We start from the raw sequence: 24,862 nt of genomic DNA, 5'->3' as shown, positions 1-24,862 counted from the left end.
TCGTTCTCGCCCGACGACGACGACCGGGGTCTCCTTAGACCCCACCCTATCCTACTTCCACGATTTCACCGATTTCGTCGCTGACGACGCCAGTCGTATCGCCTGCGAACCACCCCCAGACACACTACATCCACAATGACAGACAACAAGACCGTCGCGCTCGCCTTCTCGGGCGGACTCGACACCACAGTATGCGTACCGCTACTCGAAGAGGAGTACGACTGCGACGAGGTAATCGGCGTCACGGTAGACGTTGGTCAACCCGCCGAAGAGTTCGACGAGGCCGAAGAGACCGCACAAGCACTCGACTTAGACCACTACGTCGTGGACGCGAAAGACGCGTTCGCCGACCAGTGCCTCGACGCGGTGAAGGCCAACGCGACGTATCAGGGCTACCCGCTCGGAACGGCACTCGCACGTCCGGTCATCGCCGAGGCAATCCTCGAAGTCGCCGAGGAGAACGACTGCGCGGCAATCGCCCACGGTTGCACCGGGAAGGGTAACGACCAACTGCGCTTCGAGGCGGTCTGGCGCGACTCGGAGTTGGAGGTCATCGCGCCGGTCCGCGAACTCGGTCTGACCCGCGAGTGGGAGATGGAGTACGCCGACGAGAAGGACCTGCCCGTCGAGGGCGGTAACGAGGGAGACTGGTCCATCGACACCAACCTCTGGAGTCGCTCGGTCGAAGGTGCGAACCTCGAAGACCCCGGCTACGTCCCGCCCGAAGACATCTACGAGTGGACCGAGACGCCCGGCGAGAAGGAAATCGAGACCGTCGAAATCACCTTCGAGGACGGTAAGCCGGTCGCAATCGACGGCGAAGAGATGCCCTCGGTCCAACTCGTCGAGTATCTTAACGACCTCGCGGGGAGTCACGGCGTCGGGCGTACCGACATGATGGAAGACCGCATGCTCGGCCTGAAGGTCCGCGAGAACTACGAGCATCCCGCCGCGACGACCCTCCTGAACGCCCACGAAGCACTCGAAGGTCTCGTCCTGACCGAGGAAGAACGCGCGTTCAAGAAGCAGGTCGACCAGCAGTGGGCCGAGAAAGCCTACGAGGGTCTCCTGTCCGCGCCGCTCGTGGACGCCCTCGACGGGTTCGTGGACACCACACAGGAGAAAGTCACGGGCACCGTCACCGTCAAGTTCGAGGGCGGGCAGGCCCGTCCGGTCGGCCGCGAGAGCGAGTACGCGGTCTACTCCGAGTCGGCCGCCTCGTTCAACACCGAGTCCGTTGACGGCATCGCTCAGTCCGACGCGACCGGCGTGGCGAAGTACCACGGCTTCCAGTCGAGACTCGCCAACGCCGTCGCCGCGGACGCCGAAGCGAAGAAGGCAGAACTGCTGGCCGACGGAAGCGGCGAGGAGACGGAGGACGAGTAGATGACTGAGGAGAGTAATCCCGCGAGCGACGTGGTTCGCCGGGACCGCTTCAGCGGCGGCCCCGCCCGCGGGTTCCTCTCCTCGATGGACGACGACGAGCGCATCTTCGAAGCCGACCTCGCGGTGGACCGCGCCCACGTCGTGATGCTGGCCGAGCAGGGAATCGTGGACGGCGACGAGGCCGCCGCGATTCTCTCGGCGCTGGACGAGGTGGAGGCCGCGGGCTTCTCGGCCCTGCCCGACGGCGAGGACGTACACGCCGCAATCGAGACCGCCGTCGTCGGTCACGCGGGCGACGTGGGCGGGAAGATGCACACCGCCCGGTCGCGCAACGACGAGGTGGCGACCTGCATCCGGTACCGCCTGCGCGAGGACGTGCTGGACGCGATAGAGGCGACCCTCGGTCTCCGCCAATCGCTCGCGGAGGTCGCCGACGACCACGCCGAGACCGTGATGCCCGGATACACCCACCTCCAACCCGCGCAACCGACCACCGTGGGCCACTACCTGCTGTCCTACGAGCGGGCGGTCGCCCGCGACACGGCCCGGTTGTTCGACGCCTACGCGCGGGTGAATCGTTCGCCGCTCGGGTCGGCGGCGTTCGCGGGCACGCCCTTCGACGTGAATCGGGAGCGCACCGCGGAACTGCTCGGGTTCGACGGTCTCGTGGCGAACTCGATGGATGCGGTTTCGACCCGCGACTTCCTCGTGGAGGTGGTCGCCGCGCTCGCAAATCTGGCGACCACGGTCTCGGGCCTCGCCGAGGACCTCGTGGTGTTCTCGAACAAGGGGCTGGTGGAACTGTCCGACGACTACTCGTCCACGTCGTCCATCATGCCCCAGAAGAAGAACCCCGACACGCTCGAACTCGTTCGCGCGACCGCCGGGGACGCCGCGTCGGGGCTGAACGGCCTGCTCACCACGCTGAAGGGCCTGCCCCGCGCGTACAACCGCGACCTCCAGAACGCCACGCCCCACGCGTGGGAGACCGTCGATGCCGTCTCCGAGGCGGTCGCGGTCGCCGCGGGTGCCGCGGCGACCGCGACGTGGGACGACGAGGCGCTGGCGAACGCCGCCGGAGAAGGCTTCTCGACCGCGACCGGGGTCGCCGACCTGCTGGCGATGGCGGGCGTCCCCTTCCGGAAGGCCCACGAGATGGTCGCCGAAAGCAGTGAAAAAGTTGCTGAAGCAAACGAAAGTATTGCTCAAAGCAACGTGAAAGAGGCTTATCTGGACGCGCTCGACGCGGCGGCCGAGGAGATTCTGGGCGACGCGCTCGACGCCTACGTCGAGCGCGAAGCGGTCGCGGCCGCGCTCGACCCCGAAGAGAGCGTAGCGTCGCGCGACTCGCCCGGCGGTCCCGCGCCCGACGCGGTGGCCGCGGGACTGGTGAGCGCCGAGTCGTCCGTCGCGGACGACGAGGCGGCGCTGGCCGACGCCCGCGAGTCGCTGGCCGACGCCGACGCGAAACTCCGGCGGGAGGTGAGTCGGCATGCCTGACCGACCGCCGGTCCCTCTCGGGACTGCATTTATATACTCTCGAAGGTTGGTAACGACTTCGACTTGACGCGGTATTTGCCTTCTCAGACTCTTAGAGGCAACTTTGCGCAATGAAAAATAGTTGTCACGTTCGATGGTTTTAAGTAGTATACCGGTGTACGAAGAACTGCTATGACCGAATGCGTCGAGTGCGGGGCGGACGTAACCCTGCACGACAATGCGGAAGTAGGAGAAATCGTCGATTGCACGACCTGCGGCGCGGAACTGGAAGTCGTCGAGCGAAACCCGCCAGTCCTCGACCGAGCCCCGGAGCTCGAAGAGGACTGGGGGGGAGTAAGTTGCAGGTTGGACTACTCTACTCCCGGATTCGGAAAGACGAGAAGCTTCTGCTCTCGGAACTCCGCGAGCGCGGCCACGACGTGGTGAAGATAGACGTTCGGAACCTCCAGTTCGGACTGGACGAGGCCCCCGAACTCTTCGCGGACCTCGACATCGTGGTGGACCGGTGTCTCGCCACGAGTCGGAGCCTCTACGCCACGAAGTTCTGCGACGCCTACGGCGTCCCCGTGGTCAACTCCGCGGAGACCGCCCGGACCTGCGCCGACAAGGTGCAAAACAGCCTCGCGCTCGCGCAGGCTGGCGTGCCCACGCCCGCGACCGACGTGGCGTTCACCAAGGAGTCGGCGATGGAGAGCATCGAGCAGTTCGGCTACCCCTGCGTCCTCAAGCCCGTGGTCGGGTCGTGGGGCCGCCTGATGGCCAAAATCGACTCCGAGAGCGCGGCCGAGGCGATTCTCGAACACAAGGCCACGCTCGGCCACTACGAACACAAGGTGTTCTACGTTCAGGAGTTCGTGGACAAACCCGGCCGCGACGTGCGCGTCCTCGCCACCGACGGCGAACCCGTCGCCGCGATGGTGCGCTCGTCGGACCACTGGCTCACGAACGCCGCGAAGGGCGCGGAGACCGAGGCGTTCGAACTCGACGCCGAAGCCGAGAAGCTAGTCCAGCAGGCCAGCGATGCGGTTGGCGGCGGCTTGCTCGGCGTGGACCTGATGGAGACGGGCGATTCGTACACCGTCCACGAGGTCAACCACACCGTCGAGTTCAAGTCGCTGAACGAGGCCGTCGAGACCGACGTGCCCGCCGCGGTGGTCGATTGGCTCGAAGCCAAGGCCGCCGAGGGCGCGAAGCAGGAGGTGCTGGCCTGATGGCCGTCGGAGACGCGGACGCGGCCGACGCCGCGGCGTCGGCCGCGGGCGAAACCCTCACTGCCACCGTCGTCGGCGCGAGCGGGTTCGCGGGCGGCGAACTCCTCCGCATTCTCGCGGGCCACCCGAACTTCGACCTCGCGGGCGCGACCAGCCGCGAGTACGCGGGCAAGTCCGTCGGGTCGGTCCACCCCAACCTCCGGGGTAGCGACCTGCGCTTCTCGGACCCCGCGGACCTCGACTCGGTGGACGTGGTGTTCGCCGCGACGCCCCACGGCGTCTCGATGGCCCAAATCGACCAGTTCTACGAGTCGGCCGACACCGTGGTAGACCTGAGCGCCGACTTCCGGTTGAACACCGAAGCCCAGTACGACCAGTGGTACGACGGCCACGACGCCCCCGAGTATCTGGACGAAGCCGTCTACGCCCTGCCGGAACTCCACCGCGAGGAGTTGCCCGGCGCGGACCTGATTGCCGCGGGCGGGTGCAACGCCACCGCGACGATTCTGGGTCTCTACCCCCTGTTCGACGGCGGAGTTCTCTCCGGCGGCGAGCGAATCGTCGCTGACGTGAAGGTCGGGTCCTCGGAGGGCGGCGCGGGCGGCGGGAAGGCCTCCAGCCACCCCGAGCGCTCGGGCGTCGTCCGGCCCTACGCGCCGACCGGCCACCGCCACGAGGCCGAAATCGAACAGGAACTCGGTGCCTCGGTCTCGTTCACCGCCCACGCGGTGGACATGGTTCGGGGCGCGGCCGCGACCTGTCACGTCTTCCCGGACGGACCCGTCTCGAAGGGCGACCTCTGGTCGGCCTTCCGCGGGACCTACGACGACGAACACTTCGTCCGCCTCCAGTCGGGCGGGTCGGGCGTCTATCGCTACCCCGAACCCAAGGCGGTCGCGGGGACCAACTACGCCGAAGTCGGCTTCGAGTTGGACCCCGGAAACGAGCGCCTCGTCGTCTTCAGCGCCATCGACAATCTGGTGAAAGGCACGGCCGGGCAAGCGGTCCACGCCGCGAACCTCGCGCTCGGTCTCGAAGAGACCGCGGGACTCGACTTTCAGGGACTCCACCCGGTGGGAAGCCCATGACACAGTACACCAAATCGGAACTCGAAGAAGCCCACGAGCAACTCGTGGACAACGACCTCAGCGACGACGGACTCCGGACCGACGGGGGAGTCACCGGCGAGGACCAGCACGCACCCGTCGTCGTCAAAATCGGCGGCGCGCGCGCCGTCGAACCCGAGGGCGCGCTGGCCGACATCGCGCACCTCGTCGCCAACGGCGAGGACGTGGTGGTCGTCCACGGCGGTTCGACCGCCGTGGACGACACCCTCGAACGCCTCGGCGAGGACCCCGAGTACGTCGAGACGCCGGGCGGCGTCGTCGGCCGGTTCACCGACGAGACCACGATGGAGGTGTTCGAGATGGTCCTGCCGGGCAAACTCAACACCGACCTCGTGGCGGGTCTCCATAATCAGGGCGTCAACGCGGTCGGTCTCTCGGGCACCGACGGAAAACTGCTGACCGGCCCGCGCAAGTCGGCGGTCAAAGTCCTCGAGGACGGCCGCAAGAAGATAAAGCGCGGCGACCACTCCGGCAAAATCGAGGCGGTCAACGACGACCTGCTCTCGACCCTGCTCGCCGGAAGCTACGTCCCGGTCGTCACGGTGCCGATGCTGGCCGAAGAGAACGAGGGCGGCGCGAACGCGAGCGACTGGACGCCGGTCAACGCCGACGCCGACCGCGCGGCCGCCGCAATCGCGGGCGCACTCGGCGGCGAGTTGGTCGTGCTGACCGACGTGGCGGGCGTCTACGAGGACCCCGACGACGCCGACTCGCTCATCGAGTCGGTCGGGACGCCCGCGGAGTTGGAAGACGCGGAGGACGCCGCGGAGGGTTTCATGACCAAGAAGGTCATGGCCGCGGTCGAAGCGCTGGAGGGCGGCGCGGCCTCCGTGACTATCGCGGACGCGAACAACCGCGACCCCATCACCGCGGCCCGGACCGGCCACGGGACCGAGTTCCAACCGGGGGCAGTCAGATGACCGGCGGATTCGTCTACTCCGAGAAGCCCATCCAAATCGAGTCGGGCGAGGGCGTCCACCTCTACGACGACGCCGGAAACGAGTATCTGGACTTCGGCGCGAGTTACGCCGTCGCCACGGTCGGTCACTGTCACCCCGAAGTCGTCTCGGCGGTCCAGTCGCAGGTCGAGAAACTGACGTTCGTGCAGGCCAGCTATCCCAACTCGGCCCGCGACGGTCTCTACGACAAACTCGCCGCGGTCGCGCCCGGCGACTTGGAGAACGTCTGGCTCTGCAACTCCGGCACCGAGGCGAACGAGGCGGCCGTCAAGTTCGCCCGGAGTGCGACCCAGAACTCCAAAATCGTCGCGGCCCAGCGCGGGTTCCACGGCCGGACGCTCGGGTCGCTGGCCGCGACGTGGAAACCCAAGTACAAGAAGCCCTTCGAACCCCTCGCCGGGGACTTCGAGTTCGTGCCCTACGGCGACGAGCAAGCTCTCGCGGAGGCCGTGGACGACGACACCGCCGCGGTCCTGCTCGAACCGATTCAGGGCGAGGGCGGCGTGAACCCCGCGCCCGAGGGCTACCTGCAAACCGCCCGCGACGTGACCGAAGAAACCGGGTCGGCCCTGATTCTGGACGAGATTCAGACCGGACTGGGGCGGACCGGCGCGCTCTGGGCCTGCGAGAAGCGCGGGGTCGTGCCGGACGTGCTGACCTCGGCGAAGGGACTCGGCGGCGGACTCCCGGTGGGTGCGACCCTCTGTGCCGACTGGATTGCCGAGAACGCCGGACCTCACGGTTCGACGTTCTCGGGCGGCCCGGTCGTGAGCGCCGCCGCGGAAGCCACGCTGTCGGTCATCGCCGACGAGAACCTCCCGGAGAACGCCGCAACGGTCGGGAACCATCTCCAGTCGAAACTGGGGGGTAGCGAGCTACCGATTCGCACGGTCCGCGGCGAGGGACTGCTTCTCGGCGTCGAAGTCAAGCGCGGCGCGAACCGGATGCTGAAGCATCTGGCGATGGACCACGGGATTCTGGCGCTTCCCGCGGGCCGGACCGTGGTCCGCCTGCTCCCGCCGCTGACCGTCTCGGAGGCCCACGCCGACGAGGTGGTCGCGGCCTTAGAGAGCGTCCTCGCGGAGGTGTCGGCGTGAGCGCGAGCGCCGACCAGACCGTCGGCGACGAGGCGGCCCGTCGCCTCGTCGCGGACCTCGTGGAAATTCCCTCGCCGACGGGCGACGAACGGGAGTGCGCCGAGCGTCTGGTCGCCTTCTTCGAGGAGCACGGCCGCGAAGCGTGGCTAGACGAGGTGGGCAACGTCCGCGCGCCCGGCGACGATTCGGTGCTGTTGACCTCCCACATCGACACCGTGCCGGGAGACGTTCCCGTCCGGGTGGAAGACGGGGAACTCTGGGGTCGCGGGAGCGTAGACGCCAAAGGACCCCTCGCGGCGATGGCGGCGGCGGCAGTCGAGACGGGCGTCAGTTTCGTCGGCGTCGTCGGCGAGGAGACAGACTCCCGCGGCGCGCGCCACCTCGTCGAAGACCGCGCGGAACCCGACGCGGTGGTCAACGGCGAACCCTCCGGGTCGGACGGTGTGACCCTCGGCTACCGGGGATTTCTGGCCGGTGGGTACGCCGCCAGCACCGACTCGGTTCACACCTCCCGGCCCGACTCGAACGCGGTGCAGGAGGCGATGGCGTGGTGGTCGCGCGTCGAATCGGCGCTCGCCGATTCGACCGCCGCGGGCGCGGAAGGGGACGGCGACGACGCCGAAACCCCCGTCTTCGAGCGGGTGACGGCCAAGCCAGTCGAGTTCTCCGGTGGAACCGCCCCAGACGGTCTCTCGGTGGAGGCGAGCGTAGAGGTGCAGTTCCGGATTCCGCCCGGCGAGACCGCCGACGGGATTCGGGAGACGGTCGAGACCGAACTCGAATCGGGGTCGGTCGCGTGGAAGGAACCGATTCCGCCCGTGATGGAGACGCCGCGGTCCGAGGTGGCGCGAGCGTTCCGGGCCGCGATTCGACGAGTCGGGGGCGACCCCCGACTCCTCCGCAAGACCGGAACCAGCGACATGAACCTCTACGCCGGAGCGTGGGACTGCCCGATGGCGACCTACGGTCCCGGCGACTCCGAGTTGGACCACGCGCCGAACGAACACCTCGACCTCGGAGAGTTCGACCGCGCCGTCGCGGTCCTGAAACGCGTCTCCGAGACCCTACAAGAATGAGCAAACACGCCACCACGTCCGCGACGAACCCGACCGCCGAATCGACAGTCAGCCACTTCCTCGACGTAGACGACCTCACGGACGACGAACTCGCCGAAGTGTTCTCGACCGCGGGAGAACTGAAGGTGGCCCACCGAGCGGGCAAGTCTCACCCGGTCTTGGCGAACCAGACGCTCGCCATGCTGTTCGAGAAGCCCAGTACCCGGACGCGGGTCTCCTTCGAGACGGGGATGACCCAACTCGGCGGGCACGCGATTTACCTCGGTCCGGACACGACTCACTTGGACCACGGCGAACCGGTCGCAGACACCGCCCGCGCCCTCTCTCGGTACGTGGACGCGGTGATGGCCCGCGTGTTCGACCACGACGCCCTCGAAGCGATGGCGTCCCACGCGTCGGTGCCGGTGATAAACGGTCTCTCGGACGACGCCCACCCGTGCCAGACCCTCGCGGACCTGTTCACCATCTACGAGCAGTTCGACGGGTTCGAGGACGTGTCGGTCGCGTGGGTCGGCGACGGCAACAACGTCGCCCAGTCGTTCGCCGTCGGCGCGGCGATGGCCGGACTCGACCTGACGATGGCGACGCCCGAGGGGTACGAACCCGCAGAGGGCGTCCTCGCGCGCGCCGACGCCCGCGGCCAAGCCCCCGAAGTCGTCAACGACCCGGAGGCGGCCGTCGAAGGTGCAGACGTAGTGTACACCGACGTTTGGGTCAGCATGGGCGAAGAAGACGAACGCGAGGAGAAACTCGGCGACTTCGACGGTTTTCAGGTGAGCGACGACCTGTTGGCGAACGCGCCCGAGGCGGCCGTGATGCACTGTCTGCCCGCCCACCGCGGCGAGGAGATTACCGGCGACGTGCTGGAGAGCGAGCAGGCAATCGTCTGGGAGCAGGCCGAAAACCGGATGCACACCCAGAAGGCGCTGATTGCCCATCTGCTCGGGGAGTGAGAGGCACCGTCCGACTCACCGGCGGACCGCGGCGAAGACGACGCCGAGGACCACGCCGTAGAGGAGGTGGCCGACCAGACTGCCGAGGTTCAGGCCCGGTATCGGGAGTACCCAGACGGTGTTCGCCACGGCCCAGAACGCCATCACGACGAGAGTAGCGACCCCCCAGAGGACGACGCCGTAGCCAGCGCCGACGATTGCGCCGGTTCCGGCGCGGTCTGCGTAGCGCGCGAGGCGCGGCCACCCGACGAGTTCGGCGTAGACGACGGCGAACACGAGACTGTGGAACAGGTGGACGGCCCAGTCGAGCGCCAGCGACCCCACGCCGTCGGCGGTGGCCCGCGGCGGCAGGACGCCGACCACGAACTGGAGGTAGAGACCGAAGACGAGTCCGCCCGCGAGTCCGGCAATCGCGGCGTCTACCCATCGGCTTCGCTCACGCCGGTCGCGTCGAACCGCGGTTTCGGTCTCGGCCATGTTCCGAGATGGGGCATCGTCGCTCAAAAACCGGTACGTTCGTTCGCACAGTTCACGCCGCCGACGGCGAGTCACGACCGATTATCGCCCGAAATCACCGATTACCTATGACCTTTCGCACCGTCGTCGGAAAAAAGTCGCATCAGCGCCGCCGCGCGACGGCGAACACCGCGCCGAGGACCGCGCCGTAGAGGACGTGGCCGACGAGACTGTTCGCGTCGAGGTTCGGAATCGCGGGGGCGTCCATCCCGAGTGCGCCCATCCAGAGGGGCATCACGACGGCCGCCGCGACGAACCAGAGGGCGACGCCGTACCCCGCTCCGAGCGCCGTAATCGGCCCGAGTCCGGCGTCGCGGTAGTCCGTCCGGACCACCGCGGCCGCGAAGACGAGGGCGAACACGACGCTGTGGAACAGGTGGGCCATCCACCCGGCGAGGGCACTCTCCATCCCGTAGAGCGACGCGATGACCGGCATCGTGCCGAGGGTCTGGAGCAGGACGCCGAAGACGAGTCCGCCCGCGAGTCCGCCGAGGGCCGCGCCCGTCCACGTCCGTTCTACGACTATCTCCTGTTCTGCGGTCTCTTCGCCGACGATTGGTTCGGTTTGGGTTCTCGAAGCCATGAGGGTCTAGAGGCCGGGAGACGAGATATACGTATCCGACGAAAACAGACAGGAAAGACCCCGAGAGTCCGTTTTACCGGCGAGAACCGAGCGACGAGGGGGACGCACCGGAGTGTGGCAGTGAGTATCTGCCAGTCGCCGGATGCGGCCCGCCGACGGCAACCGTCGGCGGGCCGCGGGCAGGGTGACGCCCGGTTCGAGTCGAGCAGTCGCGCCGGTCGGTGTCGGTTCGAGCGACCGCCCGCGAGCGCGACCCCGGAACGTCTACTCACTACTCCATCGTATAAGAACTGTTTAGATATACGAAAGCAATCAAAATATTTCTCTTGCGGGTCGGAGTTCGACGATTCCACACCGACGGGATACTTTTGCCGGTGGGTCTCCAAACGAAACGGAGGGGTGAAAACGGATGCCACGGCTCGGATTCACGGGGGACGTGATGCTCGGCCGGAAGGTAGACGAGCGCCAGCGTCACGTCCGGCGACCCGCGACTGCCGTCTGGGGGAATCTCGCCGAGCGCCTGCGCGCGCTAGACGCTCTCTTCGTCAACTTGGAGTGTTGTCTCTCGACGCGCGGCGAGCGGTGGACCCGGACCTACCGCCCGTTCCACTTCCGGGCCGACCCGGACTGGGCGGTGCCCGCCCTCGAAGCGGTCGGGGTCCGGTGGGCGAGTCTCGCCAACAACCACCTGATGGACTACGGCGAACGCGCACTGCTGGACACGCTAAACCACCTCGACGCGGCGGGAATCGCCCGGTCGGGTGCCGGAACGGACCGCGAGGCGGCGCGCGAACCCGCGACGGTCGAAGTGGGCGGAACGGACGCACGGGACGCCGACGAGTCGGCGTCCCGTGCGTCGGTGTCCGACCAATCGGCGTCCGACTCGTCGGACGCCGACGCCCTCCGAATCGCGTTCGTCTCGGCGACGGACAACACGCCCGAGTTCGCCGCCGGACCGGACAGACCCGGTACGGCGCACATCGGCCTCTCGGACGAATCCGAGGCCCGCGAGACGACGGCCGAGATGCTGGCCCGCGCCCGCGAGACCGACTCCGACCTGCTGGTTGCGTCGCTTCACTGGGGACCCAACATGGTCGAGGAACCGCCCGAGTACTTCCGGCGGTTCGGTCGCTGGTTGGCCGACCGGGGCGTGGACCTGATTCACGGCCACAGCGCCCACGTCTTTCAGGGCGTCGAGATTCACGACGGGACGCCGATTCTGTACGACTGCGGCGACTTCGTGGACGACTACGCCGTGGACCCGGACCGCCGAAACGACCGGAGTTTCCTCTTCGAGGTCGGCGTCGAGGACGGCGAGATAACCGAACTCCGACTGCTTTCGACCGAAATCCACGACTTCGCGGTCCACGAGGCGAGTCCGCGCGCCGCGGCGTGGAGCAGGTCGCGGATGCGGGAGTTGTCGGCACCCTTCGGGACCGAGTTCGAGGACGACGACGGGGAGTTGGTGGTGGACGTGTAGCGGTCGTCCTCGAAACGACCACTTCTATTCACCGATTCGACGGATTTTATTATCTACTGACACCTATCCGAAGCTGGTATGTTCGACGTAGCAGTCGTCGGCGGCGGACCCGCCGGACTGAGTGCCGCACTGTTCACCGAGAAGAACGGACTCGACACCGTGGTCTTCGACACCGACGAGACGTGGATGCACCACGCTCACCTGTTCAACTACCTCGGCGTCCGCTCAATCAGCGGTAGCGAGTTCATGGAAGTCGCCCGCGGACAGGTCGACGACCGCGGCGTCACGCGCAAGCAGGGCGAGGAAGTCACGAGCGTCGAGCAGGACGGCGATGGATTCGTCGTCTCGACCGAGGACGACGACTACGAGACCGACTACGTGGTCCTCGCCACCGGCGACGACAGCGACCTCGCCGAGGAGTTGGGATGCGAGTTCAAGGACGACGAGACGGTGGCCGTGGACGTGACGATGGAGACCAGCGTCGAGGACGCCTACGCCACGGGCGCGATGGTCCGCAACGGCGAGTACGAGGCGGTCATCTCGGCGGGCGACGGCGGCGCGGCGGGACTCAACATCCTCTCGAAGGAGAAGGGCGAACACTTCCACGACTTCGACACGCCCGACGACGTGCCGACGCTGGCCGACGAGACCGTCGAGGACGAGGACTGACCGCGACTCCGCGACCGGCGCTTTTTTCGAGCGGACGAACGACGCCGACCGACGACCGGCTACCTACAGGTCTCGAAGGGACGGGAACGCGACCCCGAGGACGAGACCGTAGACGACGTGTCCGACGAGGCTCTCGGGGTCGAAGTTCGGGAGCGGCGGGTTCGCGGGCGACCCGACCGCACTCAACCAAATCGGCATGACGACCGCCGCGAGGACGACCCAGAGGACGACGCCGTATCCGACGCCGAACGCGGCGGCCCGACCGGTGGACTCGCCGACGCCGACCGCAGTTGCGAGTCCGGCGAACGCGACCCCGAGGACGACCGAGTGGAAGAGGTGGGCGACCCACCCGGCCGCGAGACCCTCCAGTCCGTACATCGAGGGGATGGCGACCCGGATGACCGGTCCCATCTGAGTCGTGAGCATCGCGCCCATGACGATTCCGGCGAGGAGACCGGCTAGCGCGCCGCCCTTCCACGCGAACTGTTCGGTTGGCCGCTCGACCGCGGTGGTGGTTTCCGAAGCCATGGCGCTCGGTACGACCGTCACTGAAATACCGGTTCGGCGGGTGTGCGGTCGGTCTGCACACGCGAACGAGGGAGGAGACGACGGACGGGCATCCGCGCGCGAGCGTCTGTGGACGAGCGACCGGAGCCGACGCCACTCCGACGGGACCGATTCCGCGGCGCGCGGAATCGGCCCACCTTCGAGAACCGCGACCTGAATCCGCGCGCGAGCTTCGAGATTGCTCTGAGCGGCCGTTTCGAGGGTAGATAACCCCCGAATCTCGTTTTCAGCCGAGGTACCGTTTATCATACCCTGATTACAACTTGTTTTGTCTGTATTCTATTTTCAGCCGAAGTACCCTTTATGCATGGAAGCCGTCTTAGAGTCTCTGGAGCTAATTTTTCCACGTTTTATCTTATGAAACTATATCGTAACATTTATTTATCATATGGCATTGCTACAGAATATGTCAGAGGCCAACGCCGACATCGAAGAGATAGTTTCCGAAGTTCCCCCGCTTCACACCCTGTCGCTCGAACAGGCACGTCAGGGATACGCCGACTTCCTTGCCATCGAACGCGACCTCACGTCGCTGGCCGACGTGCAGGACAGCGTGGTTCCGGGCCCGGACGGTAACAACGTCCCCATCCGCGTCTACACACCGGAAGGCGAGGGTCCGTTCCCGGTCCTCGTCTGGATGCACGGCGGCGGGTTCATGCTCGGCGACATCGAATCCTACGACCCGGTTTGCCGGGTTCTCGCTGAAGAACTCGGCTGTATCGTCGTCTCGCCCGACTACCGACTCGCGCCCGAACACAAGTTCCCCGCGGGACTTCGGGACTGCTACGCCGTCGTCGAGTGGGCCGCCTCCCGCACGGAGATTCTCGGCGGCGACTCCGACAAAATCATCGTCGGCGGCGACAGCGCGGGCGGTAACCTCGCGGCGGCCGTCTCGCTCATGGCGCGCGACAAGGGCGGACCGGAAATCGACTATCAGGTGTTGGTCTACCCGACGACGACGTTCTCCTACGAGTTCGCCGACGAACCGCAAGGCGGCGCGAACTACTTCATCACCGAACCCGACCTCGAATGGTCGTGGGACAACTACCTCGAGAACCAAATCGACGGCATGAGTCCGTACGCCTCGCCGTTGCAGGCGAACGACCTGAGCGACCTCCCGCCCGCGACGGTCCTCACGGCCGAGTTGGACCCCCTGCAGGACGAAGGCGTCGCGTACGCCGAGCGACTGGCCGACGCTGGCGTCCCCGTCAAGCACTCGAACTACGACGACATGGTTCACTCGTTCTTCACGAATCTGTCCGAACCCCGCGTCCAAGAGGCGTGGGACGCCGTGGCCGAAATCGACGCCCACCTCGAAGACGCCTTCGGCGAAGAGGAAGAAAGAGAACTCGTGGTTGCCTGAACGCCCCCGAAGAAGACGAATCGCCCGAGTCGGCACTGCCCCGGTTGCACTCCCTTCTGACCCGACGCTCGTCCGGTAGTTCCTACTCCGACGGGAGCGTCGAAACCGTCCGAGAGGCGAAGTTCCACCGTCGGCCGGTCGCCGTGGACAAATCTGCCACCGCCCGGCCCTTTTTGCCCCTCCGTCGCCTTCCAACGACCAGATGACCGAACTACCGCTTTCTGCCGTCGGAACCGAGTCACCCCCAGACTCGGCCGACGACGGCGTTTGGCTATCCTGCATCGACTGCGAGTGGACCGGCGCGCCCTTCGAGGAGGTTCGCTACCGATGTCCCGACTGCGACGGCCTGCTGGAGGTCCGGTACGCCGACCACCCGACCTTCGAGGACTTCGAAGGGGAGGGACGCGGCGTCTGGCGGTACGCCGACGCTCTGCCGTTCGACGCGGGCGTGAGCATCGACGAGGGCGACACGCCGCTGTACTCGGTCCCGACCATCGAGGAAGAAGTCGGTGTCGCCGACTTGCGGGTCAAACACGAGGGGATGAACCCGACCGGGAGTTTCAAGGACCGCGGGATGACCGTCGGTGTCCGGGTCGCCGAGCGACTGGGTGTCGGTCGCCTCGCATGCGCGTCCACGGGCAACACGAGCGCCGCGCTCGCGTGCTACGGAGCGCGCGCGGGCACAGAGGTTCTAGTACTACTCCCCGCAGGGAAGGTCGCCGCGGGGAAAGTCGCACAGGCCAGTCTCCACGGCGCGCGGATTCTGGAGGTAGACGGCAACTTCGACGCCTGCCTCGACATCGTTTCGGACCTCGCGGACCGGGGGGAGGCCTACCTGCTGAACTCGCTCAACCCTTTCCGACTGGAGGGCCAGAAGACCATCGGTCTCGAAATCTTGGAACAGTTCCGCGAGGGGACGGGCGACCTTCCCGACCGCATCGTCCTGCCGGTCGGCAACGCGGGCAACACCAGCGCGCTCTACAAGGCGTTCCGCGAGTTGGTCGCCGCCGGTGCGCTCGAACCCGACGAGGTGCCGACCCTGACCGGCGTGCAGGCCGAGGGCGCGGCCCCGATGGTCGAAGCCGTAGAGGAGGGCAACGACGAGGTGCGCCGGTGGGGGAGCGTCGAGACTCGTGCGACCGCAATCCGCATCGGCAACCCGGTCAACGCGCCGAAGGCCCTGCCCGGCATCCGGGAGACGGGCGGCACCGCAGTCGCGGTGTCCGACGAGGAGATAACCGACGCCCAGCGAGCCCTCGCCCGCGACGGCGTGGGCGTCGAACCCGCGAGCGCGGCGTCCGTCGCCGGACTCCGCAAGTTGCGCGAGTCGGGCGAAATCGGGAGCGACGAGCAGGTCGTCTGCCTGACGACGGGCCACCTGCTGAAGGACCCCGACGCCGCGGCGTCGGCGGGTGCCGAACCCGAACCGGTCCCGGCCGACACCGAGGGCGTGCTGGAACACCTCGGACAGTAGTCGCCAGTCGAAATAACCTCCAGTCGAAACGCCGTCGTTCGCGCGTCAGACGCGTCATCGACGTGTGAAGTCGATTGGATTCGTTCACTCCCAACATTTCCGGAAGTTCCGAAGTCGGTAACGATAGAGAATCCAGTGAGCAATAGTCCAATAATGATAAAATTGAATCGGAGGATTCGCATCGACTTTCTATCAATCGCTCGAATCCAACGCACTTGCTGGTCAAGCGTTCGCTGTGCCTGATTCTGAATAGTATTCAACCTGTTGACGCGCGTGTCGCGCTCTACCGTATCGTTTTCTTTTCGGTGGGAGAGATGACGGTAAGGACGACCTTGCGAAGATGCTGTTCCCGGAGACTGCCCGTCTTCATTTGACGGCCCATCAGCACCCATAATCCGATAGGATATATTGACGATAAAAATATCCTTCTATTCCCGTAGAGGTGCGACCGATTCAGCCGCTCCGCGCCAGTCCGACGACGATTGCCGCGCTCACGAGCAGACCGACCAACAGGCCAGCGAACGCCGCGGCGTAGGAGACCCGGCCCGCGACGAACCCGACGTAACTCGGTCCGAGACTCCCGAGACCGAGGTAGACCGTTCGGGTCGCGCCGAGGTCCCCGCCCATGCTCCCGTCCGGGAACGTGTCCATCAGAAGCGCCTGCATCACCGGCGGGTAGGCCATGAGTCCGGCCGCGAAGACGACGACGGCGGCACCGACCGCGAGCGTTCCGGAGGCGGCGAGCAGACCGGCGAGCGCCAGCGCCGCGACGACCAGCGCGCCCGCGGCGACCCCGGCCCGCGGGAATCGGTCGCCGAGCGACCCCGCGACGGGTTTGACCGCCGCGCCGACCACGAACAGGGCGGCGAATCCGCCGCTGGCGAGACCCGCGGGAAACCCCTTCGACGCCCGGAGGAACGTCGGCAGGAACCCGGTCGCGCTCTGCCACGTGAAGGCGTACAGCGCGTAGGCCAACAGGAGCCACCGCATCCGGGGATTCTTCCAGAGCCGACCTGCGGTCGCTCTGGCGTCGGCGAGTCCGGCGGCGAGCGTCTCGCGGTTCGTTTCGGGCCGGACGTACCGCTCTCGACTCCAGACGTGGAGCGCGAGCGCCACCCCGCGAGGACGGCGACGACCGGCGCGTAGGCCGACCGCCACCCGGCGAGCGCGAGCGCCGCGAGCGCGAGACCCGCCGCGACTGCACCGCCCACGTCGCCCGACGCGGTGTGGAGACCGAACGCCTGCCCGCGCCGGGCCACGAACAGGTCCGAGACCAGCGCCCGCGCCGGGGTCGGGTACAGGCCCGCGCCGGTGCCGACGACGGCCGCGCCGACCAGAAACAGCGGGTAGTTCGGGGCGCTGGCGAGGGCGACGAACCCGGCGACGACCAGCGAGAGACCGGCGACGAGAAGCGTCTTGCGGGTCAGGTTGTCCGAGAGTCGGCCGCTCGGGTACTGGCCGAGCGCGTACAACCCCCACAGCGTCGTGAACGCCATTCCCGCCTGAAACTCGGTGATAGCGAGGTCGTCCATCACGGTCGGCAAAAGCGGCGAGAGGACGAGACGGCCGGTCTGGATGGCGGCCCACCCGAGCGAGACGGCGAGTAGGAGGCGACCGGAGTAACCGGTCAGCAGGCGCTCGCTCGACTCGTCGGCGTCGGTCTCGGCGCGGCCGTGGGACACACCGGAGCGAGGGCGTGAAGGTATTTGAGTCCGGCTTTTGCGGCAGGGGCGTCGGCATACTGGTCCTATAGATTGTACATGCGTGACAGCCGTGTTCATGTGTACAAGTGGTACGAGGAATGTCATTTTTGGCTTCGACGCCTACGAGATGATGGAAGCGCGATACGGCGAAGCGGACTTCGAGTCGGCGATGGAGAATGCGGTTGACCCGCGCGAGATGCGAGACGAGTAAAAACGATGGCAATCGGAGATTCGCCGTTTCAGCGAGGAGACGTAGTCTGGCACAAAGCACCGTTCAAGGATGACAAGAAGCGCCTGTTCGTCGTCGTCAGCGACTCTTCGAGACCGTTTCAGATGGACGACCAATCTCACGCATCACCGTAGTTCGCGTTCACGAGAAAACACGATAGAATCGCCGCGCCGCAGGGGAGTTTGACGACGGACGCGACCGACCGCATCGCAAAAGCGGCCGCTCGGAACTTCGGCCTCAACCTATGAGTTACTCCAATCTCCCTGCCAGCGACCCAGGAACAATTAAATAATTCCTTAGGAATTAATTTCAATTCTTAAACACACAATATTATTTCTTTCTGGGCACAGGGGGTGGAAATGGGGAAATCACGTTCTTCGCAGTTATCACATACTCGCGGGGAACGATTAGCCAACAGCGCGTTCTGAAGCCTTCCTATCAGAACAGACCCACACTGAAGTACAGACCCACAGCGACGAGCGCGACTCCGACGACCCGCACCAGTCGCCGCCACCGACCCGCGACCGACTCCGTTCCGTACTCGCCGCCGCGACCGGTCGGCCGCCTACCCGCGGTGTGCATCCGGACGACCGCCTCGGGGTACGCGAGGCAGAACAGACCGAGACCGATGCCGAGAACGGCCGCGAGGAGGGTTCTGAGGTCCATCAGCTATCTCTCAGTTACGCAGGCGCTCGATTCGCTTCTCGACCGGCGGGTGACTGGCGAACAGTCGCGCGAGACCGGTCCCCTCGCCGAAGATGCACAGTGCGCTCGTCTCGGCGTCGATTTTGGACTCGCGGGCGCGTTCGCTCCCGCGGCTAATCTTTTCGAGTGCGCGGGCCAGCGGTTCGCCACTGCCGATTTCCGCGGCGGCGTCGCGGTCGGCGACGTATTCGCGGTAACGCGAGATGGCGAAGACGAACACCATCACGAGCATCTGGGTAATCTGGCCCACGACGATGGCGAGGAAGAAGTCGGCGAGGTCGTTGTCGCCGGTCAGCAGGACCACCCACTGAGCGACGATGGCGACGATGGAGGCCACGCCCTGCCCGAGGACCATCATCACCACGTCGCGGTTCCGGATGTGGGCGAGTTCGTGCGCGAGGACGCCCTCGACCTCGCGACTGTCGAGCATCTGAAGTAACTCCTCGGAGACGACGACGGTCCCCGCGCCCTTCCGACCGACCGCGAAGGCGTTGGGCACGCCCATCCGGGCCACCATCAGGCGGGGCTTGTCGATGCCCATGTCCTTCGACAGCGACTCGACCTGTCGGTGGATTTCGGGGAAGCGGTCTTCTGGCATCTCCTCCGCGCCGACGCTCCGGAGCGCGGCCCACTTGCCGATTTTGTACTGGACGCCGACGAAGGCGACGCTCCCGAGCGCGACGAGGACCGGCGGGAAGCCGAAGATTCCCATCGCCGCGACGGCGGCCACCGCGTAGAACGCGAACAGCATCGACCCGACGACCGCCATTCGAGCCTTGAGTCCGAGATTTCTCATGTCCGGGCTTGGACAGTGACGCCACTAATAAGCGGTGGTTGTGCAGAAGGCTCGTCGGTGCGTGGATAGCGCCAGAAACCGACCGGGCGGAAGTGCCGAGACTCCTACGAGGAGTCGTCGGGCGTGTCTTCCGCCGACAGGCGCAGGCCCGAAAGCCCGACCTTCAGGTCAACTCGGTCCCAACGTTTCGGCACGAACCGAAGGCTGAGGACTCCGATAACTATCAGCAGCGTCGAGAGTGTCGATATTTCCCAAAGCACATTTCATCACACGCGGCGTTGCAGCGCCGCGCAAATCGAAGTTCGACAGTGGTGGGTTTAAATGACTATATATCCACTTGCGTCACAATCGTCAGAGTTATTTAACTGCCGACTGCTAGAGTTGAGCGAAGGCTGGGATACTCCAGTCAGCAGTGCGGAGAGATTTCCCAGAGCATCGGTAGCGCGGCGTTGCAGCGCCGTGCCGGATTTCTATCCGACGTACTTCCGTAGTCGAGCGTGTTCTATCGGCTGACTACCCGAAGTAACCCAAGAAGTCACTACTGACCCATTCCGAAACGACTTCAAAAATTCTGTATATCTGCGCTACTCCGCGCCGTTCAACTCGATGTAGCGCGCTTCGATGATGCGGTCGTCGTTCTCCACCGCCTGCTTGGCCTCGTCGGGGACCTGCGCGTCGAGGGTGTACACCGTCAGCGCCTCGCCGCCGATGGCCTCGCGGGCGTTGAACATCCCCGCGATGTTGACGCCGTGGTCGCCGAGCGTGGTCCCGATGAACCCGATGACGCCCGGCGCGTCCTCGTTGCGGGCGACCAGCATGTGGCCGTGGGGGATGGCGTCGATGCGGTAGTCGTCCACGCGGACGATGCGCGGGTCGTCGCCCGCGAACAGCGTTCCTTCGACGCTGATGGACTCGTCGTCGCCCGAGACGGTCACGCGCACGAGGCTCTGGAAGTCCTCGGTCTGGCGGGTCTTCGACTCGGTGACTTCGACGCCGCGGTCCTCGGCGATTTGGGGCGCGTTGACCGCGTTGACCTGCCACTCCAGCGGTTGGAACACGCCCTTCTGGGCGCTCGCAGTCACGAGTTCCACGTCCTCGTCGGCGATGTCGCCCTCGTAGTGGACCTCGATGGACGAGATGCGCTCGTCCAGCAGTTGCGTGGCGATTTTGCCCGCGGTCTCGGCGAGTCCGATGTACGGTTCCACGCGGGGGAAGGCGCTCTCGTCGATGGACGGGGCGTTGAGCGCGTTGACGACGGGTTCCTCTTCGAACGCCGCGACCACTTGGTCGGCGGTGCTGGTGGCGACGTTCTCCTGTGCGGCCTCGGTACTCGCGCCGAGGTGGGGCGTGACCACCACGTCGTCAACCGAGAGAAGCGGGTTGTCCGGCGAGACGGGTTCGTCGGCGAACACGTCCACCGCGGCACCGGCGAGAACGCCGTCCTCGACTGCCGCCGCGAGTGCGTCCTCGTCCACGACGCCGCCGCGGGCGCAGTTGACCAGATAGCCGCCCTCCATCTGGGCGAGTTCCTCGTCGCTGATGAGACCTTCCGTCTCGGGAGTCAGCGGCGTGTGGACCGTCAGGAAGTCCGCGCGGTCGAGACACTCGTCCAAGTCCACCAGTTCCGCGCCGAGTTGCTTGGCGCGGTCCTCGCTGATGTAGGGGTCGTAGGCGACGAGTTCCATGCCCAGCGAGTCGAGTTTCTTGGCGACTTCCTGACCCACGCGGCCGAGTCCGACGACGCCGAGGGTCTTGGCGTTGACTTCCGTCCCGAGGTAGTCGCCCTTCGCCCACTCGCCGTCCTTCAGGCGGACGTGGGCCTGCGGAATCGACCGCGCGGCGGCGAACGCCATGGCGACGGTGTGTTCGGCCGCGGCACGGACGTTGCCCTCCGGCGCGTTGGCGACGATGACGCCGTGTTCGGTCGCCGATTCGATGTCGATGTTGTCCACGCCGATACCCGCCCGGCCCACGATTACGAGGTCCGTCGCGGCCTCGAAGACTTCCTCGGACACGTCGGTTCCCGACCGGACGATGAGACCGTTCGCGTCCGAGACGGCCGAGAGGAGCGCGTCACCCTCTACGTCGTAGGCGGTTTCGACTTCGTGGCCCGCGTCCCGAAGTCGGTCTAACCCTGCGTCGGCGATGGGGTCCGTTACGAGGACTTTCATGGATACGAAAACTCGTGCCGGGGGGATAACCCTTTCTCCGTCAGTACCATTTGCCGGGCTTCGATTCGAAACTGGATATGCACACCTTTGCTAAAACTGACAAAAATAATAGGTAGAATATGGCCGAGACAGAAGACGTTCCCGCCGAAGTTCAGCGTCGCGAGATGCTCGCCGACGCGCTGACCAGCGCAGGCCACCGGGAACGTCTCGCGCGATTTGCAGACGCTCGCGGACCACGGCATCGTGAACCTGACCGCCGAGGGTCGCGCGAAGGTCCCCGAACTCGTCGTGGTCGAGCCGCTTTACTAATCGACATTATTTAAATGGGCGTCCGCCGAAGAACGTAGCGTGAGCAGTCTCCTCCTCCTCGTCGGTGTCGCCGTCGCCGTCTTCGTCGGCTTCAACATCGGCGGGTCGAACACGGGCGTCGCGTTCGGTCCGGCAGTCGGAAGTGGAACCGTCTCGAAACTCGGCGCGGCCGGACTGATGGCCGTCTTTTTCCTCGTCGGCGGATGGACCCTCGGCCGCCGCGTCGTGGACACCCTCGGGAAGGGACTCGTCGCGGGCGACCCTTTCACCATGGAGGTGAGCATCGCCGTCCTCCTGTTCATCGGACTGGCGCTGTTCGCCGGGAACGTGTTCGGCGTCCCCGCCTCCACGTCGATGACCGCCGTGGGCGCAATCGTCGGGTTGGGCTTGGCTATCGGCCGGTTGAAGGTCGATGCCGTCCTCGAAATCGTCGGCTGGTGGCTGGTCGCGCCCATCGTCGGCTTCTGGGTCAGCGCCGTCGTGGGGCGCTACTGGTACGACCGACTCGCCGAGCGCATCGCCATCGACAGGAGCGACGGTCCGCTGGTCACCATCGACAGGTCCGGTACCCTCCCCGGCTTCGAACTCGGGCCGGGAACTACCCAGCGTGAGTTCGGCGGGACGCTTCTGGTCGTTGGCATCGGCTGTTACATGGCGTTCTCGGCGGGCGCGAGCAACGTCGCCAACGCCGTCGCGCCGCTGGTCGGCAACGGCGCGATTACGATGAATCAGGGCATCCTGCTGGCGGGCGGAGCGACGGCGCTCGGCGCGTTCACCATCGCGCGCCGGACCCTCGACACGGTGGGCAACGACCTCACCGACCTCCCGCTGGTCGCCGCGCTCGTGGTCGCTACCGTCAGCGCGTCCATCGTGACCGTCCTGTCGGCGCTCGGCATCCCCGCGAGTTTCGTCGTCATCGCCACGATGAGCGTGGTGGGTCTCGGATGGGGTCGCGCGACGGTGGCCGACCCGGTGCCCGACGAACCGCAGGTCCCCGCGTCGAGCGTCGGCGTCCCCGCCGAGAGCGCCGACGCGCCGATAACCCCCGACGACTCGCCCGCCGCGTCGGAACTCTACCAGCCAGCGACCACCGCGAGAGTCGTCCTGCTTCAGAACCTCGTGCCCGCCGTGGCGACCGTCGTCGCCTACGTCGTCTTCCAGTACGCACCGATATTTTGACAGTTCGTCGTCCTGTCGTACTCACTGGTTGGCTATCCGAAAACAACGGGAAGGAGAGGCGGCGACGGAACTTCACTGAAACCGATATTATTTAAGTTTCCGTGGTTCGATGTACGAACCGTGATTAGCGTACTTCTACTCGTCGGTGTCGCGGTTGCCGTCTTCGTCGGGTTCAACATCGGTGGGTCCTCGACCGGAGTCGCGTTCGGTCCGGCGGTCGGGAGCGGCGTCCTCTCGAAACTCGGCGCGGCCGTGCTGATGGCGAGTTTCGCGCTCCTCGGCGGGTGGACCGTCGGCCGAAACGTGGTGGCGACGATGGGCGGCAAAATCGTCCCGTCGGCACTGTTCACGCTCCCCGCGAGCGTCGGCGTCCTCTTCTTCGTCGGACTCGCGTTGCTCGTCTCGAACCTGTTCGGCGTCCCCGCCTCCACGTCGATGACCGCGGTCGGCGCGATTGCCGGACTCGGGGTCGCGGCGGGCGACATCGACTGGGGCGTGATGGGCCAAATCGTCTCGTGGTGGCTGGTCGCGCCTATCGTCGCGTTCTGGGTGTGTGCGGTCATCGGTCGCTACCTCTACCCGTATCTGGACGTGTGGTTCCGCATCGACCAGTCGGAAGGGCCGCTGTTCGAGTACGACCGCGTGGCGTCGATTCCCTACCCGGTTCCGGCGGCGAACACGAACCGCAGGGAGTTGGTGAGTAGCGTCCTCGTGGTCGTCATCGGCTGTTACATGGCGTTCTCGGCGGGCGCGAGCAACGTCGCCAACGCCGTCGCACCGCTGGTCGGCAGTGGCGAGTTGCAAATCAATCAGGGCATCTTGCTGGCGGCGGGTGCCATCGCGCTCGGGGCGTTCACCATCGCGCGCCGGACCCTCGACACGGTGGGCAACGACCTCACCGACCTTCCGCTGTTGGCGGCGCTCATCGTGGAAGTCGTCTCGGCGTCGCTCATCACGTTCCTGTCGTACCTCGGGATTCCGGCCAGTCTCGCGGTCAGCGCGACGATGTGTATCATCGGTCTCGGATGGGGGCGGGCGACTCGGGCCGTCAGGGTTCGGGACGCGGCGGCCGCCGCGGTCCGGGGCGACGGCGAGAAGACGAAAAAAGCCGACGGCGAGTCGAAGATGTCGGTGGACGCCCTCACCGCCGAACCCGAAGACGAGGTGCAGAAAATCGGCGAGGAGGACCCCGACGAACTCCAGACGAAGGACCTGTTCGACCCGTCTTCGACCGGTCGCGTCATCATGCTCTGGATTCTGACCCCGAGCATCTCGGCGGTAGCGTCGTTCCTCCTGTTCGAGTTCTTCCCGATTTATCAGTAGCTTCGGCGCGTCTCGGGTGAAAACAATAACTACTAACCATGTCGCGGCCGAACCTTCGGCTGATGCCAACCGTAGAATACCTCAACTACGAAGTGCTGGACGACCAAGGCTGGGACATGGACGACGACGACCTCTTCGAGAAGGCCGAAGACGCCGGACTCGGTGACGAGGACTACGGCAGCCTCGACGTTGCCGAAGGCGAGTACATCCTCGAAGCCGCGGAAGCGCAGGGCTACGACTGGCCCTTCTCGTGCCGCGCCGGTGCGTGTGCGAACTGCGCCGCCATCGTCAAAGAGGGCGAAATCGACATGGACATGCAACAGATTCTCTCCGACGAAGAGGTCGAAGAGAAGAACGTTCGCCTGACCTGCATCGGCAGTCCGGACGCCGACGAAGTTAAAATCGTCTACAACGCGAAGCACCTCGACTACCTCCAGAACCGCGTCATATAGACCGTCTTCGCAGTTCATTTTTTTTGCGCTACCG

Annotated in this window: 24 protein-coding genes and 3 pseudogenes; 19 read left to right on the top strand and 8 right to left on the bottom strand. The window is 66.0% G+C overall.

Annotation, left to right across the window (positions count from 1 at the left end):
* Nucleotides 1-135: 135 nt before the first annotated feature.
* From P2T60_RS14790 to argF, 9 genes and pseudogenes are all read left to right on the top strand, one after another.
* Complete coding sequence (locus P2T60_RS14790; protein WP_276280012.1) at nucleotides 136-1,386, top strand: argininosuccinate synthase; 1,251 nt, start codon at nucleotides 136-138, stop codon at nucleotides 1,384-1,386.
* Nucleotides 1,387-2,886: an argininosuccinate lyase gene (gene argH, locus P2T60_RS14785; protein WP_276280011.1), complete on the top strand. Its 1,500-nt coding sequence runs from the start codon at nucleotides 1,387-1,389 to the stop codon at nucleotides 2,884-2,886.
* A gap of 171 nt (nucleotides 2,887-3,057) precedes the next feature.
* A pseudogene (gene lysW / locus P2T60_RS14780) lies at nucleotides 3,058-3,216 on the top strand (lysine biosynthesis protein LysW); the annotation flags it as partial.
* Nucleotides 3,217-3,224: 8 nt separating this feature from the next.
* Complete coding sequence (gene lysX / locus P2T60_RS14775) at nucleotides 3,225-4,097, top strand: lysine biosynthesis protein LysX (RefSeq protein WP_276280010.1); 873 nt, start codon at nucleotides 3,225-3,227, stop codon at nucleotides 4,095-4,097.
* Complete coding sequence (gene argC, locus P2T60_RS14770; RefSeq protein ID WP_276280009.1) at nucleotides 4,097-5,185, top strand: N-acetyl-gamma-glutamyl-phosphate reductase; 1,089 nt, start codon at nucleotides 4,097-4,099, stop codon at nucleotides 5,183-5,185. Before lysX ends, argC begins: the two co-directional genes overlap by 1 nt.
* Complete coding sequence (locus tag P2T60_RS14765; RefSeq protein WP_276280008.1) at nucleotides 5,182-6,144, top strand: acetylglutamate/acetylaminoadipate kinase; 963 nt, start codon at nucleotides 5,182-5,184, stop codon at nucleotides 6,142-6,144. Before argC ends, P2T60_RS14765 begins: the two co-directional genes overlap by 4 nt.
* Nucleotides 6,141-7,280 (top strand): aspartate aminotransferase family protein, encoded by a 1,140-nt coding sequence (locus P2T60_RS14760; RefSeq protein ID WP_276280007.1) that lies wholly within the window; start codon nucleotides 6,141-6,143, stop codon nucleotides 7,278-7,280. The genes P2T60_RS14765 and P2T60_RS14760 overlap by 4 nt, the downstream gene beginning before the upstream one ends.
* Nucleotides 7,277-8,356 (top strand): [LysW]-lysine hydrolase, encoded by a 1,080-nt coding sequence (locus P2T60_RS14755; protein WP_276280006.1) that lies wholly within the window; start codon nucleotides 7,277-7,279, stop codon nucleotides 8,354-8,356. The genes P2T60_RS14760 and P2T60_RS14755 overlap by 4 nt, the downstream gene beginning before the upstream one ends.
* Nucleotides 8,353-9,309, top strand: coding sequence for an ornithine carbamoyltransferase (gene argF / locus P2T60_RS14750; protein WP_276280005.1), 957 nt, complete (start codon nucleotides 8,353-8,355; stop codon nucleotides 9,307-9,309). The genes P2T60_RS14755 and argF overlap by 4 nt, the downstream gene beginning before the upstream one ends.
* Nucleotides 9,310-9,324: 15 nt before the next feature.
* On the opposite strand, the gene P2T60_RS14745 is transcribed toward argF, so the two are convergent.
* The gene (locus P2T60_RS14745; RefSeq protein WP_276280004.1) at nucleotides 9,325-9,786 is read right to left on the bottom strand and encodes a hypothetical protein; all 462 of its coding nucleotides are present in this window, start codon (nucleotides 9,784-9,786) and stop codon (nucleotides 9,325-9,327) included.
* Nucleotides 9,787-9,928: 142 nt separating this feature from the next.
* A complete protein-coding gene (locus P2T60_RS14740) occupies nucleotides 9,929-10,408 on the bottom strand; it encodes a hypothetical protein (RefSeq protein WP_276280003.1) in 480 nt (159 codons plus the stop codon).
* Nucleotides 10,409-10,817: 409 nt separating this feature from the next.
* Here P2T60_RS14740 and P2T60_RS14735 point away from each other — a divergent pair, with 409 nt between their 5' ends.
* Nucleotides 10,818-11,888 carry a CapA family protein gene (locus tag P2T60_RS14735; protein WP_276280002.1) on the top strand — a complete coding sequence of 357 codons (1,071 nt, stop codon included), beginning with the start codon at nucleotides 10,818-10,820 and terminating at the stop codon, nucleotides 11,886-11,888.
* 78 nt (nucleotides 11,889-11,966) lie between these two features.
* Nucleotides 11,967-12,557 (top strand): NAD(P)/FAD-dependent oxidoreductase, encoded by a 591-nt coding sequence (locus P2T60_RS14730; protein ID WP_276280001.1) that lies wholly within the window; start codon nucleotides 11,967-11,969, stop codon nucleotides 12,555-12,557.
* 63 nt (nucleotides 12,558-12,620) lie between these two features.
* Here the strand turns inward: P2T60_RS14730 and P2T60_RS14725 are convergent, their stop codons facing one another.
* The gene (locus tag P2T60_RS14725) at nucleotides 12,621-13,085 is read right to left on the bottom strand and encodes a DUF6789 family protein (RefSeq protein WP_276280000.1); all 465 of its coding nucleotides are present in this window, start codon (nucleotides 13,083-13,085) and stop codon (nucleotides 12,621-12,623) included.
* A 445-nt stretch (nucleotides 13,086-13,530) separates the two neighbouring features.
* Here P2T60_RS14725 and P2T60_RS14720 point away from each other — a divergent pair, with 445 nt between their 5' ends.
* Together P2T60_RS14720 and thrC are read left to right on the top strand one after the other, a co-directional pair.
* Entirely contained in the window at nucleotides 13,531-14,487 is a 957-nt protein-coding gene (locus P2T60_RS14720) for an alpha/beta hydrolase (protein WP_276279999.1), read from the top strand.
* Nucleotides 14,488-14,689: 202 nt separating this feature from the next.
* Nucleotides 14,690-15,961 (top strand): threonine synthase, encoded by a 1,272-nt coding sequence (thrC, locus tag P2T60_RS14715; protein WP_276279998.1) that lies wholly within the window; start codon nucleotides 14,690-14,692, stop codon nucleotides 15,959-15,961.
* A 453-nt stretch (nucleotides 15,962-16,414) separates the two neighbouring features.
* Here the strand turns inward: thrC and P2T60_RS14710 are convergent, their stop codons facing one another.
* Together P2T60_RS14710 and P2T60_RS14705 are read right to left on the bottom strand one after the other, a co-directional pair.
* Entirely contained in the window at nucleotides 16,415-17,077 is a 663-nt protein-coding gene (locus P2T60_RS14710; RefSeq protein WP_276279997.1) for an MFS transporter, read from the bottom strand.
* 62 nt (nucleotides 17,078-17,139) lie between these two features.
* Nucleotides 17,140-17,493, bottom strand: a pseudogene (locus tag P2T60_RS14705) (MFS transporter); the annotation flags it as partial.
* A gap of 247 nt (nucleotides 17,494-17,740) precedes the next feature.
* On the opposite strand from P2T60_RS14705, the gene P2T60_RS14700 reads away from it, so the two are divergent.
* Entirely contained in the window at nucleotides 17,741-17,875 is a 135-nt protein-coding gene (locus tag P2T60_RS14700; protein ID WP_276279996.1) for a hypothetical protein, read from the top strand.
* A gap of 5 nt (nucleotides 17,876-17,880) precedes the next feature.
* Nucleotides 17,881-18,027, top strand: a complete 147-nt coding sequence (locus P2T60_RS14695) for a hypothetical protein (protein WP_276279995.1) — start codon at nucleotides 17,881-17,883, stop codon at nucleotides 18,025-18,027.
* A gap of 304 nt (nucleotides 18,028-18,331) precedes the next feature.
* Here P2T60_RS14695 and P2T60_RS14690 read toward each other — a convergent pair whose 3' ends face one another.
* The 3 genes from P2T60_RS14690 to serA all read right to left on the bottom strand — a co-directional run bounded on the left by P2T60_RS14690 (nucleotide 18,332) and on the right by serA (nucleotide 21,565).
* Nucleotides 18,332-18,559, bottom strand: coding sequence for a DUF6199 family natural product biosynthesis protein (locus tag P2T60_RS14690; RefSeq protein ID WP_276279994.1), 228 nt, complete (start codon nucleotides 18,557-18,559; stop codon nucleotides 18,332-18,334).
* A 10-nt stretch (nucleotides 18,560-18,569) separates the two neighbouring features.
* A complete protein-coding gene (locus P2T60_RS14685; protein WP_276279993.1) occupies nucleotides 18,570-19,394 on the bottom strand; it encodes a M48 family metallopeptidase in 825 nt (274 codons plus the stop codon).
* A 584-nt stretch (nucleotides 19,395-19,978) separates the two neighbouring features.
* Nucleotides 19,979-21,565 carry a phosphoglycerate dehydrogenase gene (gene serA, locus P2T60_RS14680; RefSeq protein ID WP_276279992.1) on the bottom strand — a complete coding sequence of 529 codons (1,587 nt, stop codon included), beginning with the start codon at nucleotides 21,563-21,565 and terminating at the stop codon, nucleotides 19,979-19,981.
* 207 nt (nucleotides 21,566-21,772) lie between these two features.
* Between serA and P2T60_RS21975 the strand changes: the two are divergent.
* The 4 genes and pseudogenes from P2T60_RS21975 to fer form a co-directional block, all read left to right on the top strand.
* Nucleotides 21,773-21,874, top strand: a pseudogene (locus P2T60_RS21975) (hypothetical protein); the annotation flags it as partial.
* A gap of 39 nt (nucleotides 21,875-21,913) precedes the next feature.
* Nucleotides 21,914-23,053, top strand: a complete 1,140-nt coding sequence (locus tag P2T60_RS14675) for an inorganic phosphate transporter (RefSeq protein WP_276279991.1) — start codon at nucleotides 21,914-21,916, stop codon at nucleotides 23,051-23,053.
* A gap of 120 nt (nucleotides 23,054-23,173) precedes the next feature.
* On the top strand, nucleotides 23,174-24,376 hold the full coding sequence (locus P2T60_RS14670) for an inorganic phosphate transporter (RefSeq protein WP_276279990.1): 1,203 nt from the start codon (nucleotides 23,174-23,176) through the stop codon (nucleotides 24,374-24,376).
* 62 nt (nucleotides 24,377-24,438) lie between these two features.
* Entirely contained in the window at nucleotides 24,439-24,828 is a 390-nt protein-coding gene (gene fer / locus P2T60_RS14665) for a ferredoxin Fer (RefSeq protein WP_276279989.1), read from the top strand.
* Nucleotides 24,829-24,862: the final 34 nt, after the last annotated feature.

The organism is Halorussus caseinilyticus (assembly GCF_029338395.1).
Lineage (GTDB): Archaea > Halobacteriota > Halobacteria > Halobacteriales > Haladaptataceae > Halorussus > Halorussus caseinilyticus.
Note: the sequence above shows the minus strand (reverse complement) of the source record. Positions and strands in the feature narration are given on the sequence as shown.

Bases quoted from the DNA above. Each gene is read 5' to 3' on its own strand.
- P2T60_RS14740 (WP_276280003.1), bottom strand. From the start codon at position 10,408: ATGGCTTCGAGAACCCAAACCGAACCAATCGTCGGCGAAGAGACCGCA.
- P2T60_RS14765 (WP_276280008.1), top strand. From the start codon at position 5,182: ATGACACAGTACACCAAATCGGAACTCGAAGAAGCCCACGAGCAACTC.
- P2T60_RS14690 (WP_276279994.1), bottom strand. From the start codon at position 18,559: ATGGACCTCAGAACCCTCCTCGCGGCCGTTCTCGGCATCGGTCTCGGT.
- P2T60_RS14725 (WP_276280000.1), bottom strand. From the start codon at position 13,085: ATGGCTTCGGAAACCACCACCGCGGTCGAGCGGCCAACCGAACAGTTC.
- argH (WP_276280011.1), top strand. From the start codon at position 1,387: ATGACTGAGGAGAGTAATCCCGCGAGCGACGTGGTTCGCCGGGACCGC.
- P2T60_RS14720 (WP_276279999.1), top strand. From the start codon at position 13,531: ATGTCAGAGGCCAACGCCGACATCGAAGAGATAGTTTCCGAAGTTCCC.
- P2T60_RS14790 (WP_276280012.1), top strand. From the start codon at position 136: ATGACAGACAACAAGACCGTCGCGCTCGCCTTCTCGGGCGGACTCGAC.
- P2T60_RS14695 (WP_276279995.1), top strand. From the start codon at position 17,881: ATGGCAATCGGAGATTCGCCGTTTCAGCGAGGAGACGTAGTCTGGCAC.
- fer (WP_276279989.1), top strand. From the start codon at position 24,439: ATGCCAACCGTAGAATACCTCAACTACGAAGTGCTGGACGACCAAGGC.
- P2T60_RS14685 (WP_276279993.1), bottom strand. From the start codon at position 19,394: ATGAGAAATCTCGGACTCAAGGCTCGAATGGCGGTCGTCGGGTCGATG.
- P2T60_RS14700 (WP_276279996.1), top strand. From the start codon at position 17,741: ATGTGTACAAGTGGTACGAGGAATGTCATTTTTGGCTTCGACGCCTAC.
- P2T60_RS14745 (WP_276280004.1), bottom strand. From the start codon at position 9,786: ATGGCCGAGACCGAAACCGCGGTTCGACGCGACCGGCGTGAGCGAAGC.
- thrC (WP_276279998.1), top strand. From the start codon at position 14,690: ATGACCGAACTACCGCTTTCTGCCGTCGGAACCGAGTCACCCCCAGAC.
- argC (WP_276280009.1), top strand. From the start codon at position 4,097: ATGGCCGTCGGAGACGCGGACGCGGCCGACGCCGCGGCGTCGGCCGCG.
- P2T60_RS14760 (WP_276280007.1), top strand. From the start codon at position 6,141: ATGACCGGCGGATTCGTCTACTCCGAGAAGCCCATCCAAATCGAGTCG.
- P2T60_RS14735 (WP_276280002.1), top strand. From the start codon at position 10,818: ATGCCACGGCTCGGATTCACGGGGGACGTGATGCTCGGCCGGAAGGTA.
- P2T60_RS14730 (WP_276280001.1), top strand. From the start codon at position 11,967: ATGTTCGACGTAGCAGTCGTCGGCGGCGGACCCGCCGGACTGAGTGCC.
- argF (WP_276280005.1), top strand. From the start codon at position 8,353: ATGAGCAAACACGCCACCACGTCCGCGACGAACCCGACCGCCGAATCG.
- serA (WP_276279992.1), bottom strand. From the start codon at position 21,565: ATGAAAGTCCTCGTAACGGACCCCATCGCCGACGCAGGGTTAGACCGA.